General features: G+C 60.5%; 7 protein-coding genes. 6 read left to right on the top strand and 1 reads right to left on the bottom strand.

All coding sequences use genetic code 11. The annotated features are described in order from the left end of the window. Positions 1 to 8,470: retention module-containing protein (locus tag QRN31_RS17050; RefSeq protein WP_285433295.1), on the bottom strand; the 8,470-nt coding region annotated here is incomplete at its 3' end. Positions 8,471 to 8,829: 359 nt separating this feature from the next. On the opposite strand from QRN31_RS17050, the gene QRN31_RS17055 reads away from it, so the two are divergent. The 6 genes from QRN31_RS17055 (at position 8,830) to QRN31_RS17080 (ending at position 16,835) form a co-directional block, all read left to right on the top strand. Next, complete coding sequence (locus tag QRN31_RS17055) at positions 8,830 to 10,182, top strand: TolC family outer membrane protein (protein WP_285433296.1); 1,353 nt, start codon at positions 8,830 to 8,832, stop codon at positions 10,180 to 10,182. A 37-nt stretch (positions 10,183 to 10,219) separates the two neighbouring features. Next, positions 10,220 to 12,376 (top strand): type I secretion system permease/ATPase, encoded by a 2,157-nt coding sequence (locus QRN31_RS17060; RefSeq protein ID WP_285433297.1) that lies wholly within the window; start codon positions 10,220 to 10,222, stop codon positions 12,374 to 12,376. Further along, complete coding sequence (locus QRN31_RS17065; protein ID WP_285433298.1) at positions 12,366 to 13,733, top strand: HlyD family type I secretion periplasmic adaptor subunit; 1,368 nt, start codon at positions 12,366 to 12,368, stop codon at positions 13,731 to 13,733. Before QRN31_RS17060 ends, QRN31_RS17065 begins: the two co-directional genes overlap by 11 nt. Positions 13,734 to 14,037: 304 nt before the next feature. Further along, a complete protein-coding gene (locus QRN31_RS17070; RefSeq protein WP_285433299.1) occupies positions 14,038 to 14,925 on the top strand; it encodes a TauD/TfdA dioxygenase family protein in 888 nt (295 codons plus the stop codon). 18 nt (positions 14,926 to 14,943) lie between these two features. Then, positions 14,944 to 15,969: an ABC transporter substrate-binding protein gene (locus QRN31_RS17075; protein ID WP_285433300.1), complete on the top strand. Its 1,026-nt coding sequence runs from the start codon at positions 14,944 to 14,946 to the stop codon at positions 15,967 to 15,969. 5 nt (positions 15,970 to 15,974) lie between these two features. Next, on the top strand, positions 15,975 to 16,835 hold the full coding sequence (locus tag QRN31_RS17080; protein WP_285433301.1) for an ABC transporter ATP-binding protein: 861 nt from the start codon (positions 15,975 to 15,977) through the stop codon (positions 16,833 to 16,835). Positions 16,836 to 16,840: the final 5 nt, after the last annotated feature.

Raw genomic sequence — 16,840 nt, forward strand, 5'->3', positions numbered from 1 at the left:
TGGTTTTGCCGATGTCGATGGTGATGGTCTGGCCGTTGGCCAAGGACACGGTCACTGGCGAACCGGTTACGGGCGCTCCAACGGTGGCGGTGTACGTGACGACGCCGCCTTCGGCCGCACTGCCGGTGGCAGTGAGTTTGACGGTCGAGGTGTCGAGGGTGTCGGTGACGTTGGTCACTGCCGCAGCCGGGTCTTTCACCAGGTTTTCGAAATTGCCACCGCTGGCTTCCTTGATGGTCGTTTCGACTTTACCGGCGTCTTTGTAGACGTCGTCGGCTGGGGCTTTGACGGTTACGGAGCCCGTCGTTGCGCCGGCGGCGATGTTGATCACTGCGCCATTGCTCAATGTCACGGTCACTGGCGTGCCGGCCGCATTGGTCAGGTTCGCGGTGTAGACGATGGAACCGCCTTCGGCGACGGAATCGGTCGCGCTCAGGCTGACCGTGGTGGTGTCGGCGGTGTCGGTCACTTTGGTAACGACAGCCGAGCGGTCCGTGTCGAGTTTTTCGAAGTTGCCGCCAGTGCTGTCCGCTATCGCTGCCCTGACCGGCGAGGCACCGGTGTAGACATCATTGGGCACGGTGTATGGCGCCGAACCGCTGGACTCGCCGGCCTTGATGTTGATCACCAGGCCGTTGTTCAGGGTAACGGTCATCGCTGTGTCGGCCGGATGGCTCAACGTGGCGGTGTAGGTGATCTGACCTCCTTCGCCGACAGTGCTCACATCGGCACTGAGCTTCAGGGTGGTGGTATCTACGGTGTCGTTGACAGTAGTGGTGTGCGTTGTGTTGCTGACGTCGAGTTTTTCGAAGTTGCCGCCGTCAGTGCTGGCGATGCCAACGGTGATCTTGCTGCCGTCCTTGTAGACGTCATCGGCCGGTGCCGGGATGGTGATTGAACCTGACTTGTCGCCGGCCTTGATCACGACGCTTTCGCCGTTGCTCAGTTTGACCGTCATGTCAGTGCCGGCGGCATTGCTGAGGTTGACGGTGTAAGTGATGGTGCCGCCTTCGACCACATAGTCGCTGGCAGTCATGGTCACTTTGGTGGTGTCCGGGGTGTCGCTGATGGCGGTTGAGGTCGGGGTCTTGTCGGCGACCAGGTTCTCGAAGTTGCCGCCGGTTACTTCCTTGATGGCGTTGGTCAACGGCTCGTGGCCGACCAAGGCATCGTTCGGTGCTTTGACCGTGATCGAGGCGGTGCTTTCACCGACTGCAATGGTGATTTTTTCGCCATTGGCCAGCGTGACAATTACATCCTTGCCAGTCACCGGCGCGGTGACGGAGGCGGTGTACACCACGTTGCCGCCTTCGGCGGTCGAGGACGTTGCCGTCAGGCTGACAGTCGAGGTGTTGATGGTGTCGGTAACATCAGTCACTGCCGCTGCCGGATTCGTGACCAGGTTTTCGAAGTTGCCACCGCTGGCATCCTTGATGGTCGCTTCGACTTTGCCGGCGTCTTTGTAGACGTCGTCGGCTGGTGCTTTGACGGTTACGGAGCCCGTCGTTGCCCCAGCGGCGATGTTGATTACCGCGCCGTTGCTCAACGTCACGGTGACCGGTGTGCCGGCGGCGTTGGTCAGGCTGGCGGTGTAGACGATGGAACCGCCTTCGGCGACGGAGCCGGTCGCACTCAGGCTGACCGTGGTGGTGTCGGTAGTGTCGGTCACGGTGGTGCTGACCGGGGATTTGTCGGCGACCAGATTCTCGTAGTTACCGCCGCTGACGTTGGTGATTGAGTTGGTCAGTGGTGCATGACCGGTCAATGCATCGTTTGGTGCCAGGGTGGTGACGAAACCGGTGGTTTTGCCGATGTCGATGGTGATGGTCTGGCCGTTGGCCAAGGACACGGTCACTGGCGAACCGGTTACAGGTGCACCCACGGTGGCGGTGTAAGTGACGACGCCACCTTCGGCCGCGCTGCCGGTGGCAGTGAGTTTGACGGTCGAAGTGTCGAGGGTGTCGGTGACGTTGGTCACCGCCGCAGCCGGGTTTTTCACCAGGTTCTCGAAGTTGCCGCCGCTCGCATCCTTGATGGTCGTTTCGACTTTGCCGGCGTCTTTGTACACGTCATCGGCCGGGGCCTTGACGGTTACGGAGCCCGTCGTCGCGCCGGCGGCGATGTTGATCACCGCGCCGTTGCTCAGCGTCACGGTCACTGGCGTGCCGGCGGCATTGGTCAGGTTCGCGGTGTAGACGATGGAACCACCTTCAGCGACCGAGTCGGTGGCGCTCAGGCTGACCGTAGTGGTGTCTTTCACATCGGCCACCGAAGTGACCGCCGGGGTTTGATTCGCCACCAGATTTTCGTAGTTGCCGCCAGTGGTGCCGTCGATCTTCACGCTCAAGGAGCCGCCGCCAGCCAAGGCGTCATTCGGTGCGATGAAGTTCACATGACCGCTGCTTGCACCGACCGGGATGGTGATTGTCTGTCCGTTGGACAGGGTCACGAGCACCGGCGAACCGGTGACGGGCGCGTTGACCGATGCGGTGTAAACCACCACGCCGCCTTCGACCGTGCTGGCCGTGGCGGTCAGGGATACGGTGCTGTTGTTGATCGTATCGGTCACATCGGTGACGGCTGGCGTCTTGTCGGCCACCAGACTCTCGAAGTTGCCACCGGTGGTTTTGGTGATGCTGGCTTCGACTTTGCCGGCATCTTTGTAGACGTCATCGGCTGGCGCTGCGTAGTTCACTGAACCGCTGGTGGCGCCTTTGGCGATGTTGATCACCGCGCCGTTGTTCAACGTCACGGTCATGGCGCTACCGGCCGCATTGGTCAGGGTCGCGGTATAGACGATCGAACCACCCTCGGCGACCGAACCGGTTGCGCTCAGGCTCAGGCCGGTGGTGTCTGCCGAATCGGTGACAGTGGTGACCGCTGGCGAATGATCGGTGACGACTTTCTCGAAGTTACCGCCGCTCTGGCTGGCAATCGTTGCCTGGACTTTGCCGCCATCCACGTAGGGAGTATTCGCCGGGGCGGCGAAGTTGACCGAACCGCTGGAGGCGCCGGCGGCGATGTTGATTATCGCGCCGTTGCTCAGCTTCACGGTCATGGCCGTGTCCGTCGGGTTGCTCAGGGTCGCGGTGTAGGTAATCTGGCCACCTTCGCTCACGGTGTTGCTGGCCGACAGGGACAGGGACGTGCTGTCGATGGTGTCTTTGACGGCGGTGGTCACTGACGTCTTGCTGACGTCGAGATTTTCGAAGTTGCCACCGCTGGCGTCGGTGATCTTCACGCTGAGCTTGCCGGCGTCCTTGTAGACATCGTCGCTCGGCGCCGCGATGGTCACCGAACCGCTGGTCTTGCCGGCGGCAATGGTAATGGTCTCGCCATTGCTCAGCTTCACGGTTACCGGCGTCTGCGCGGCGTTGGTCAGGGTCGCGGTGTAGGTGATGTGCGAGCCTTCAAGTACCGATTTGTCAGCGCTGAGGGTCAGGTGTGTGGTGTCGTTGGTGTCGGCCACGTTGGTCACGGCCGGCGCCGGATTTTTCACCAGGTTCTCGAAGTTGCCGCCGGACGTATCTTTGATGGTGACTTCGACTTTGCCAGCGTCCTTGTAGACGTCATCCTTCGGAGCATCGACTTTGACCGTGCCGGTGGTTTTACCGGCATCGATGGTGATGGTCGCGCCGTTGCTCAAGGTGACGGTGACGGGTGTGCCGGCCGGGTTGCTCAAGGTCGCGGTGTAGATGATCGAGCCGCCCTCGTTGACGTTGCCGGTGGCGGTCAGCGATACGGTGGTGGTGTCGACGGTGTCGGTCACGCTGGTGCTGGTCGGTGTTTTATCGGCGACCAGATTTTCGTAGTTGCCGCCACTGACGTTGGTGATCGAGTTGGTCAGCGGTGCATGCCCGCTGAGCACGTCGTTGGAAACAACGGCATTGACCGTGCCGCTGCTTTTGCCAATGTCGATAGTGATGGCCTGTCCGTTGGCCAGGGTCACGATCACCGGCGAACCCGTGACGGGTGCGCCCACCGAGGCGGTGTAAACCACAATGCCGCCCTCGGCCAAGCTGCTGGTGGCGGTCAGGGTGACGGTCGAGGTGTCGAGGGTGTCGGTGACGCTGGTTACAGCGGCGGCGGGGTCTTTTACCAGGTTTTCAAAGTTGCCGCCGGTGGCGTCCTTGATGGTCGCTTCGACTTTACCGGCGTCTTTATAGACGTCATCGGCTGGCGCCTTAACGGTGACGGAGCCGGTCGTTGCGCCGGCGGCGATGTTGATCACCGCGCCGTTGCTCAACGTCACGGTCACTGGCGTACCGGCGGCGTTGGTCAGGTTTGCGGTGTATACGATAGAACCGCCTTCGGCGACGGAATCGGTGGCGCTCAGGCTGACCGTGGTGGTGTCTTGGGTGTCGGTGACGGAGGTATTCGCCGACTTGCCGTCGACGTCCAGCTTCTCGTAATTACCGCCCTTCGCATCATCAATCTTCACGCTCAGCGAACCGCCGCCGGCGAGGGCATCGTTAGGCGCAGCGAAATTCACGCTGGCACTGCTGGCGCCGACCGGAATGGTGATGGTCTGGCCGTTGGACAGGGTTACGACCACTGGCGAATCGGTGACCGGCGCAGTGACGGACGCGGTGTACACCACGGTGCCGCCTTCGGCGACGGAGGATGTCGCGGTCAGGCTGACGGTCGAGGTGTTGATCGTGTCGGTGACATCGGTCACTGCCGCTGCTGGGTTGGTGACCAGGTTTTCGAAATTACCGCCGCTGGCGTCCTTGATCGTTGCTTCGACTTTGCCGGCGTCTTTATAGACGTCATCGGCTGGCGCCTTAACGGTGACGGAGCCGGTGGTGGCGCCGGCGGCGATGTTGATCACCGCGCCGTTGCTCAGCGTCACAGTGACCGGCGTGCCAGCGGCGTTGGTCAGGTTCGCGGTGTAGACGATGGAGCCGCCTTCGGCGACGGAATCGGTGGCGCTCAGGCTGACGGTGGTGGTGTCTTGGGTGTCGTTTACGGTGGTGCTGACCGGGGATTTGTCGGCGACCAGGTTCTCGTAGTTGCCGCCGCTGACGTTGGTGATCGAGTTGGTCAGTGGTGCGTGACCGGTCAACGCATCGTTCGGTGCCAGGGTGGTGACGAAGCCGGTGGTTTTGCCGATGTCGATGGTGATGGTCTGGCCGTTGGCCAAGGACACGGTCACCGGCGAACCGGTTACGGGTGCACCGACGGTGGCGGTGTACGTGACGACGCCGCCTTCGGCCGCACTCTCGGTGGCAGTGAGTTTGACGGTCGAGGTGTCGAGGGTGTCGGTGACGTCGGTCACGGCTGCTGCCGGACTGGTGACCAGGTTTTCAAAGTTGCCGCCGCTTGCATCCTTGATGGTCGCTTCAACCTTGCCGGCGTCTTTATAGACGTCATCGGCCGGGGCTTTGACGGTCACAGAGCCGGTGGTGGCGCCGGCGGCGATGTTGATCACGGCGCCGTTGCTCAACGTCACGGTCACCGGCGTGCCGGCGGCGTTGGTCAGGTTTGCGGTGTAGACGATAGAACCGCCTTCGGCGACGGAATCGGTCGCGCTCAGGCTGACCGTGGTGGTATCCGCAGAATTCGTCACCGAGGTATTCGCCGACTTGCCGTCGACGTCCAGCTTCTCGTAATTACCGCCCTTCGCATCATCAATCTTCACGCTCAGCGAACCGCCGCCGGCCAAAGCATCGTTCGGCGCAACGAAATTCACGCTGGCGCTGCTGGCGCCGACCGGGATGGTGATGGTCTGGCCGTTAGACAGGGTCACGAGGACTGGTGAGTCGGTGACCGGCGCCGTGACGGACGCGGTATACACCACGGTGCCGCCTTCGGCGACGGAGGACGTCGCCGTCAGGCTGACGGTCGAGGTGTTGATCGTGTCGGTGACATCGGTCACGGCTGCTGTCGGACTGGTGACCAGGTTTTCGAAATTGCCGCCGCTCGCATCCTTGATCGTTGCTTCGACTTTGCCGGCGTCTTTGTAGACGTCATCGGCTGGCGCCTTGACGGTCACTGAACCGGTCGTCGCGCCAGCGGCGATGTTGATCACCGCGCCGTTGCTCAGCGTCACAGTGACCGGCGTGCCGGCGGCGTTGGTCAGGCTCGCGGTGTAGACGATCGAGCCGCCTTCAGCCACGGAATCCGTGGCGCTCAGGCTGACCGTGGTGGTGTCTTGGGTGTCGGTGACGGAGGTACTCGCCGACTTGCCGTCGACGTCCAGCTTCTCGTAATTACCGCCCTTCGCGTCGTCGATTTTGACGCTCAGGGCGCCGCCACCGGCCAAAGCATCGTTCGGTGCAACGAAATTCACGCTGCCACTGCTGGCGCCAACCGGAATGGTGATGGTCTGTCCGTTGGACAGGGTCACCACCACTGGTGAATCGGTCACCGGCGCGGTGACGGAGGCGGTGTACACCACGGTGCCGCCTTCCGCGACCGAGGACGTCGCCGTCAGGCTGACGGTCGAGGTGTTGATCGTGTCGGTGACATCGGTCACGGCCGCTGCGGGGCTAGTGACCAGGTTTTCGAAGTTGCCACCGCTCGTATCCTTGATGGTCGCTTCGACTTTACCGGCGTCTTTGTAGACGTCATCGGCCGGGGCTTTGACGGTCACGGAGCCTGTCGTTGCGCCAGCGGCAATGTTGATCACCGCGCCGTTGCTCAACGTCACAGTGACCGGCGTGCCGGCCGCGTTGGTCAGGCTTGCGGTGTAAACAATCGAACCACCTTCCGCAACGGAATCGGTGGCGCTCAGGCTGACGGCGGTGGTGTCTTGGGTGTCGGTGATGGAGGTATTCGCCGACTTGCCGTCGACGTCCAGCTTCTCGTAGTTACCGCCCTTGGCGTCGTCGATTTTGACGCTCAGCGAACCGCCGCCGGCCAAAGCATCATTCGGCGCAACGAAATTCACGCTGCCACTGCTGGCGCCGACCGGAATGGTGATGGTCTGGCCGTTGGACAGGGTTACGACCACTGGCGAATCGGTCACCGGCGCCGTGACAGACGCGGTGTACACCACGGTGCCGCCTTCCGCGACGGAGGATGTCGCGGTCAGGCTGACGGTCGAGGTGTTGATCGTGTCGGTGACGTTGGTCACAGCCGGAACAGTGCTCGGGACCAGGTTCTCGAAGTTGCCGCCGCTCGCATCCTTGATCGTTGCTTCAACTTTGCCAGCGTCTTTGTAGACGTCATCGGCCGGTGCCGCGACGCTCACGCTGCCGCTGGTGGCGCCAGCGGCGATGTTGATCACCGCGCCGTTGCTCAGCGTCACAGTGACCGGCGTGCCGGCCGCGTTGGTCAGGCTTGCGGTGTAAACAATCGAACCACCCTCGGCCACTTCGGCGGACGCCGACAGGCTCAGGCCCGTGTCATCCTTTGAGTCGGTGACGGTGGTAACCGCCGGCGTAGTGCTCGGCACCAGATTCTCGAAGTTGCCACCGGTAGCGCCGGTGATCGTAGTGCTGATCGTGCTGCCGTTTTGATAAACGTCATTGGCCGGGGTGTCGACGTTCACGGAGCCGCTGGTTTTGCCGGCTTCAATGGTAATGGTCGAACCGTTGGAAAGGGTGACAGTCACCGGCGTCTGCGCCGGGTTGGTCAACGTCGCGGTGTAAGTAATCTGGCCGCCTTCGGTAACGCTGGCGCCTGCGCTCAGGGTGACCGTGGTGGTATCGACGGTGTCGGTCACCTGGGTTACGGCCGGAGTCGTCGGCGGAGTCACGACGATGCCATTGCCGCCCGTGGTGCCGGTGACGGTCACGTCGATTTGGGTGGCGTCGTTATAAACAGTGTCGTTTGGCGCGAGCGGGACGTTGACGGTGCCGGTCAACTGGCCGGCCTGGATCACGATCACCGAGCCATTGGACAGGGTGATGCTCAGGTCAGTCAGCGGCGCCTGGCTCAGGGTCGCGGTGTAGACAAGTACGCCGCCAGCCTCGGTGATGGTTGGCGTAGCGCTCAGACTCAAGGTCGAATCACGCGCCGCGTTGGCGTTGGCGTTGGCCGTTTGCCCGCCAGTGGTGTTCTGTGCCGCCTGTGCCGCGGCGTTGAGGCCCGCAGTCGGGAAACCAATGGTCGGGTCCACCCGGCCAGCGGTTGCATCCAGCATCACAAAGCTGTGGCCGCCACCGGCTGCACCGCCCGTGCCGGCAGCCGCTGGGCCCGCTGCAGTGGCTTCGAGGTCAGTAGTCGGGTCGGCGCCCGCCGCGATGGCTTGCTGCAATTCTTCAACGGAGGGTGCGGCTTGCGCTGTGGCTTGTGCCAGGTCAGTGCTGGAGTCTGGACTGCTCGCGCTCCACTGAGTGTCGCGGCCCAGGTCCAGGGTTCGGCCGTCAGCCAGTTCGAGCGTCACGGCGCCTGCCGCGCCAGTGTCTACCTGATCGCCGACAAACAACCGGTCGCCTTCAACGAGTACGCGACGAACGCCTTCTGGGGACACCGCGAAAACCTGACCAACAATGCTTTTGACGATAGCAACAACACTGCTCATTGAAGACTCTCCGGGTGTCACGTTCAGTTGACTTCCACAGACCTGATGGCGCGCTCGCCAAAACAGTCTGGACGTACTTGAAAAATTTTCGAGGCATAACTTTGACGCGATTGGTCGTCAAACATTTGGCTATGCTTTTTCGCTATTAACTATATGCCAAAGTATTGACCTTGCATTTGTCATCCTAAACACTCGCCCCAGTAATGTCACATTGATATTGAAGTAGCTATCTGCCCCGCAGAATGCAGTTCAGTTCCAAGTTCAACATTTCCGACATACGGTCATTACGATGACAATCATCCGATGCAGCGGCAAGTTCTGCAGTGATTCAAGACAAGTAATCCCGGGAAATTCCAACCATGCGTTTGCAGCTGCTCAAGGCTTTACCTTTTGCCATAACCGCCGGTTTTGTTCAGGCGCAGTCACTTCCGGAGGCCATGCAACAGGCGTTGGACGTCCATCCCGAAATTCAGGCAGGTGTTAACAGTCGATTGGCGGCGGATTATCAATTAAAGGCAGCAAAAGGTGGATACCTGCCACGGGTCGATCTGCTGGGCGGTTATGGTCGCGAGGGCGCGGACAACCTCAATACGCGTGCTGCCGGCAATAATAATCACTGGGAAACGCTGAACCGAGGCGAGTCAAGTTTGCGGTTGTCGCAAATGGTTTTTGACGGATTTGCGACGTCCAGTGAAGTGGGGCGTCAACAAGCCACCGTTAACTCCCGGGCTTATTCTTTATTGGGCACCTCGGAACGCACTGCGTTGACCGTTGCTCAGGTCTATCTCGATGTCCTGACCCGCCGCGAGTTCGTTCGTCTGGCCACCGAAAATTTGAAGAGTCACGAACGGATTTTTGACCAGATCAAGTTGCGCACCCAGCGTGGCGTGGGCAGCGGTGCCGACCTCGATCAGGCCGAAGCGCGTATGGCCCAGGCCCGCAACAATTTGATCACCGAGCAGACCAACCTGGCGGATGCCGAGACCAACTTTCTCAGTGCTGTGGGCCAGATGCCCGATCAACTGGAGCTTCCTGCCGATTTCCTCGCGCTATTGCCGGCCAACTTGAATGAAGCCCGCGCGCAGATGCTGGAAAACAGCCCGATCCTGCGTTCCGCCGAGTCCGATATCGCCGCGGCCGAGAAACAATACGACACCGCCAAATCGTCCTTCTACCCGCGCTTCGATGCCGAACTGGGTCGCACCGCCGACAACGATCTCGACGGTCAGAACGGTCACACCAACGAATGGCAAGCCATGCTGCGCATGCGCTTCAACCTGTATGCCGGTGGCAGCAACAAAGCTGATCTGGAGTCCAAGTCCTACCTGTCAAACCAGGCCCTGGATATCCGCAATAATGCCCTGCGCGTATTAAATGAAGAGTTGGGCCTGGCCTGGAATGCGTTGAACAATGCCAACGCCCAAGTGCCGATCGCCCAGCAATATGTTGATCACAGCACCAGCGTGCGCACTGCGTATCAGAGGCAGTTCAGCCTGGGCGAACGCACTTTGCTCGACTTGCTCGACAGTGAAAACGAACTGTTCACCGCTTCCCGTCGCCTGGCGGAGATCAAAAACATTCAGTTATTTACTCAATATCGAATCAAGGCGACCATGGGCGAGTTACTCAAAAGCCAGGGAGTGGTCGCACCGTTGGCATCCGTTGTGCAGAACGATGTGAAGCCCAGGGTCCAGCTACCCGGGATGAATTGAGTCTTCCTTATTCAACTGTTTGCCAAGAGTGCCGAGCGTGGAATCAGAAGTCAGTCGAGTTCAACTCATTCATGATCCACGCGCGCTGCACGACGATCCGTTACTGGATGGTTTGCTGGCCCTGTGCACGTTGCATCAGAAGCCAGCCAGCGCCGCGATGTTGACCACCGGCTTGCCATTACCCAAGCAACGCCTGAGCGTTGAACTGCTGCCCCGCGCGGCAGCCCGCGCCGGTCTACAAGGGCGGGTGCTGCAGCGCAAGCTTGAGCAGATTCCAACGATTGCCATGCCGGCGCTGCTGCTGCTCAAGGACGGTCGAAGTGCCGTCCTGCTCGGTTGGCAAGGTGAGGATCAGGCCCGCGTGTTGCTCAGCGAAAGCGACGGCGGTGAAAGTGTTGTCAGTCGCGAACTGTTGGCTGACGACTACATCGGCAAGGTGTTCTTCGCCCAACCCCAACACAAATTCGACGTCAATCACGGCACGCTGATCCCGCGTGCGCGCTCGTGGTTCCGCGACACTCTCAAGCGTTCGCGCTGGCTGTATGCCGATGCCATTGCCGCCAGTTTCCTGATCAACATCATCGCCATGGCCGCGCCGCTGTTCGTGATGAACGTCTACGACCGTGTCGTGCCGAACCAGGCCGAATCGACTCTCTGGGTGTTGGCCATCGGCATCACGGGCGCCTACCTGTTCGACCTGATCCTCAAAAGCCTGCGCAGTTTGTGCCTGGACCTGGCCGGCAAGAAAACCGACCTGATCATCTCGGCCACGCTGTTCGAGCGCATTGTCGGCATGGCCATGAAGTACCGCCCGGCCCGGGTCGGCAGCTTTGCCCAGAACATCCATGAGTTTCAAAGCCTGCGCGACTTCCTCGCCTCGCTGACCCTGACCAGCCTGATCGACCTGCCGTTTACGCTGCTGATCTTTATGGTCATCGCGATCCTCGGCGGTCACCTTGTGTGGATTCCGGTGCTGGCGTTCCCAATTGCGCTGCTGATTGGTTATGCCTTGCAGAAGCCATTGGTGGCGACCATGGAACGAACCATGGCCCTGGGCGCCGAGCGTCAGTCGAGCCTGATCGAAACCCTCGCCGGCCTTGATGCGGTGAAGGTCAACAACGCTGAAAGCGAACGTCAGTATCAGTGGGAACAGACCATCGGCACCCTCAGCCGCCTCGAACTGCGGGTGAAAATGCTCTCCGGTCTGGCGATGAACATCACCTTGCTGATCCAGCAATTGGCCGGGGTGATCATGATCGTATTCGGCGTGTACCAGATCATCGACGGGCACCTGAGCATGGGCGGTTTGATCGCCTGTTACATGCTCAGTGGCCGCGCGCTCAGCCCGTTGGCCTCGTTGTCCGGCCTGTTGACCCGCTACCAGCAAGCGCGGGTGACCATGACCTCGGTCGATCAAATGATGGAGTTGCCGCAAGAGCGCAATTTCGATGAGCGTCCGTTGAGCCGCAAGGTGCTGCAAGGCGCCATCGAATGCCGGCAAATGAACTTCACGTACCCGAATCAGCAAAACGCGGCGCTGAAGAATATCAACCTGATCATCAAGCCTGGCGAGAAGATTGGCATCATCGGTCGCAGCGGCTCGGGCAAAAGCTCGCTGGCCAAACTGCTGGTGGGCCTCTATCAGCCGGACGACGGCGCACTGTTGGTGGATGGCGTCGATATTCGTCAGATCGACGTCAGCGAATTGCGCTACAACATCGGTTATGTGGCGCAGGACATCCAGTTGCTGGCCGGCACGCTGCGCGACAACCTGGTGTCAGGTGCGCGTTATGTCGAAGACGAAATGGTCCTGCAAGCGGCCGAACTGGCTGGTGTACATGAGTTCGCCCGTCTGCACCCGCAAGGCTATGAGCTGCAAGTCGGTGAGCGCGGGCAGAACCTTTCCGGCGGTCAGCGCCAGAACGTCGCCCTGGCCCGGGCGTTGTTGCTCAACCCGCCGATCCTGCTCCTCGATGAGCCGACCAGCGCCATGGATAACACCGGTGAAGAGCGCCTCAAACAACGCCTCGCCGCCGTCATCGAAAGCAAAACCGTGGTGCTGGTCACGCACCGGGCGTCGCTGTTGTCGCTGGTGGATCGCTTGATCGTTATCGACCGTGGACAAATTCTTGCCGATGGCCCGAAAGCCGCCGTGATGGAAGCGTTGAAAAAGGGGCAGATCAGTGTTGCTTAAGTCCGGGGTCAAGAACTCCATTCGCCGTTACTTCAAAGGCTCCGAGTCGCTGCATGGCCAGCCACTGCCCGAGGTCAATAAAGCGCTGATCGAAGACGCCCCGCGCGTGGTGCGGCTGACGATCTGGGCGATCATCGGTTTCTTCGTGTTCCTGCTGCTCTGGGCCAACTACGCGGTGATCGACGAAGTCACCAAGGGTGACGGCAAGGCGATTCCGTCGTCGAAGATTCAGAAAATCCAGAACCTCGAAGGTGGGATCGTCTCCGAACTGTTCGTCACCGAAGGGCAGATTGTCGAAGCTGGCGCACCGTTGATTCGCCTGGACGACACCCGTTTCGCCTCCAACGTGGGCGAAACCGAAGCCGATCGACTGTCGATGCTGCTGCGTGTGGAGCGCTTGAGCGCCGAAGTCGATGATCGTCCGCTGAATTTCCCCGCCGATGTGCTCAAGGCTGTTCCTGGTCAGGCTGCCAGCGAAGAGTCGCTGTACATCAGCCGCCGCCAGCAACTGCACGATGAAATCGGTGGGTTGCAGGAGCAGTTGATCCAGCGTCAGCAAGAGCTGCGCGAATTTACTTCCAAACAGTCGCAGTACCGCAACGGACTGTCGTTGCAGCATCAGGAAATCGCCATGTCCGAGCCGCTGGTGGCCCAGGGCGCGGTATCGCCGGTTGAAGTGCTGCGGCTCAAGCGGGCTGAGGTCGAAACCCGCGGCCAGCTGGACGCCACGACGCTGGCGATTCCTCGCGCCGAATCGGCGATCAAGGAAGTGCAGCGCAAGATCGACGAGACGCGCGGCAAGTTCCGCAGCGAGGCCCTGACCCAACTCAACGAAGCGCGCACGGACCTGAACAAGGCCCAGGCCACTGGCAAAGCGCTGGAAGACCGGGTCAGCCGGACGCTGGTCACCTCGCCGGTACGCGGCATCGTCAACAAGTTGCTGGTGAACACCATCGGCGGCGTGATCCAGCCGGGCAGCGATCTGGTGGAAATCGTGCCGCTGGACGACACCTTGCTGGTGGAGGCGAAGATTCGTCCGCAGGACATTGCGTTCCTGCATCCGGGGCAAGAAGCGACGGTGAAATTCACGGCGTACGACTACACCATCTATGGTGGGCTCAAGGCCAAGCTGGAGCAGATCGGTGCCGACACCATCACCGATGAAGACAAGAAGACCACGTACTACATCATCAAGCTGCGCACGGATCGCAGCCACCTGGGGACGGATGAGAAACCGTTGCTGATCATTCCGGGGATGGTGGCTTCGGTGGATATCATCACGGGCAAGAAAACTATTCTCAGCTACTTGCTCAAACCGATTATTCGGGCGCGGGCAGAGGCGTTGCACGAGCGGTAATCCTCGAGCGCCACTGACGGCCTCATCGCGAGCAGGCTCGCTCCCACAGGGTTCTGTGTCGATCACAAAATGCCTGTAGGAGCGAGCCTGCTCGCGATGGCGGCCTCAAGAGCGGCACAACCCAAAAGCCATATCGTTATTCGCTAACGGTATTTAAATTTCAATTCTTATACCTATAAAGTCAGACTCCTGCGTACCTGCCGACCAATCGGCGCGCCGCACGACACGAACCAACACGGAACCTCCGTGAGTTTCTTGATCGACGCGCGCGCCCTTGAGCGTGCCGTGCGTGGGAGTGATTTTTATGTCCGCCGTCTCTGCGTCACCCGCAATCGCGCCACAAACTTTCGACATCCGTCCGTTCAGCGGCGCCGTCGGTGCCGAAATCATCGGCCTCGATCTGTCCCGACCGATCAACGATCAGGACTTCGCCCGCATCCACCGCGCGCACCTTGACCATCACGTCGTGGTGTTCCGCGACCAGCGCATTACCCCCGAGCAGCAGATCGCCTTCAGTCGCCGATTCGGCGTGTTGCAGATCCACGTGCTCAAGCAATTCCTGCTGGCCGGGCATCCAGAAATTCTCATCGTTTCGAACATCATCGAAAACGGCCAATCGATCGGCCTCGGTGACGCCGGCAAGTTCTGGCACTCCGACCTTTCCTATAAAGAATTTCCCAGCCTGGGCTCGATGCTGCACGCCCAGGAACTGCCATCCGAAGGCGGCGACACATTGTTCGCCGACATGCACAAAGCCTGGGACAGCCTGCCCGAAGCGCTGCGCAAAGCCGTCGAAGGTCGCTCGGCTGCGCACTCGTACACGGCGCGCTACAGCGAGACCAAATTCGAGGGCAACTGGCGTCCGACGCTGACGCCGGAGCAATTGGCTCAGGTCGCCGAAGTCATCCATCCCATCGTCCGTACGCACCCGGAAAACGGTCGCAAGGCGTTGTTCGTCAGCGAGGGGTTCACCACCCGCATCGTCGGTTTGCCGGAAGACGAGAGCAAGCAACTGCTCGACGAGCTCTATGCCCACAGCGTGCTACCGCAAAACATCTACCGCCACCAATGGCAGGCCCACGACCTGGTGTTCTGGGACAACCGCTCGCTGATCCACCTTGCCGCCGGATGCCCAAGCCATCTGCGCCGCAAGCTGTATCGCACCACCATTCAGGGCGACGCGCCTTTCTGATTCTGTTGGAGATCGATCATGTCCAAACGTCTTCCATTCGCACCGCTGGCAGCTGCCATCGGTTTGGGTTTCAGCCTGATCGCCGGCAGTCTGGTGGCGCCGACCGTGGCCCATGCTGAAGGTGAAATCCGCATTGCCGAGCAGTTCGGTATTGTCTATTTGTTGCTCAACGTGGTCCGCGATCAGAACCTGATTGAAAAGTACGGCAAGCAGGAAGGCATCGACATCAAAGTCGACTGGACTCAGTTGTCCGGTGGCGCAGCGGTCAACGATGCGTTGCTCTCCGGTTCGATTGATATCGCCGGTGCCGGCGTCGGTCCGCTGCTGACGATTTGGGACCGCACCCACGGCAAGCAGAACGTCAAGGCCGTGGCTTCCCTGGGTAACTTTCCGTACTACCTGGTGAGCAATAATCCCAAGGTCAAAACCATCGCTGACTTCACCGAAAAGGACCGCATTGCGGTGCCGGCGGTGGGCGTTTCGGTGCAGTCGCGCTTCTTGCAATACGCGGCGGCCAAGCAGTGGGGGGACAAGGAATTCAATCGACTGGACAAGTACACCATCGCGGTTCCGCAACCGGACGCCACCGCCGCGTTGGTTGCCGGAGGCACCGAGTTGTCCGGGCACTTTTCCAACCCGCCGTTCCAGGATCAGGAACTGGCCAATCCTAATGTGCACGTGGTCTTGAATTCCTATGACGTGCTCGGCCCGAACTCGCCGACCGTGCTGTTCGCCACCGAGAAATTTCGCAACGAAAACCCGAAAACGTACAAAGCCTTCATCGAAGCACTGACTGAAGCCGCGGAGTTCGCTCAGAACGACAAAGGCGCCGCAGCCGACACTTATATCCGTGTCACCAAGGCGAAAATCGACCGCGCCGACTTGTTGAAAATCATCGACAACCCGCAATTCGAATTCAGCGTCACGCCGAAAAACACGTACCCGTTGGCCGAATTCCTCTACCGCGTCGGCGCGATCAAAAACAAACCGGACTCGTGGAAGGATTACTTCTTCCAGGACGCCAAACCGCTGCAAGGGAGCTGATTGCCATGAACGCCCCCTTGCAAGGCCACACGGTCAGCAAACCGAACGACACCGCCCAGGCGCTGCTGTCGGTCGACACTGTCAGCCTCGAATATCGCACGCCGCAGCGAGTGGTTCGGGCGACGCATCAAGTCAGTTTTGAAATCGATCCGGCGGACCGTTTTGTGCTCCTGGGGCCGTCAGGTTGCGGCAAGTCGACGTTGCTCAAGGCGGTTGCCGGTTTTATCCGGCCCTGCGAAGGCGAGATCCGCCTTCAAGGGCAAATCGTCGATGCGCCGGGGCCGGACCGGATCGTGGTGTTCCAGGAGTTCGATCAACTGCCGCCATGGAAAACCGTCAAACAGAACGTGATGTTTCCACTGCTCGCCTCGAAAACCCTCAAGCGCAAAGAGGCCGAGGAGCGGGCGCTGCACTACCTGGACAAGGTCGGTCTGGCCGCGTTTGCCGATGCTTATCCGCACACCTTGTCCGGCGGCATGAAGGCGCGTGTGGCGATTGCCCGGGCGTTGGCGATGCAACCGAAAATCCTCTTGATGGACGAACCCTTCGCGGCCCTCGATGCGCTCACTCGCCGCAAGATGCAGGAGGAGTTGCTGCTGCTTTGGGACGAAGTGCGCTTCACGTTGCTGTTCGTCACTCACTCCATCGAAGAAGCGCTGGTGGTGGGCAATCGCATCCTGTTGCTGTCGCCACATCCGGGGCGGGTACGCGCGGAAGTCCACAGCCATCAATACGATCTGCATAGCCTTGGCGGCGTGGCGTTTCAGGAGTCGGCGCGACGCATTCACCGGTTGTTGTTCGATGAAGGCCAGTCACCGGAAGCCGAACGTGAGCTGGATTTCACTGACATCCGCATCGCTTATTGAGCCAT

This window comes from Pseudomonas sp. fls2-241-R2A-110 (assembly GCF_030209165.1).
Classification (GTDB): Bacteria; Pseudomonadota; Gammaproteobacteria; order Pseudomonadales; family Pseudomonadaceae; genus Aquipseudomonas.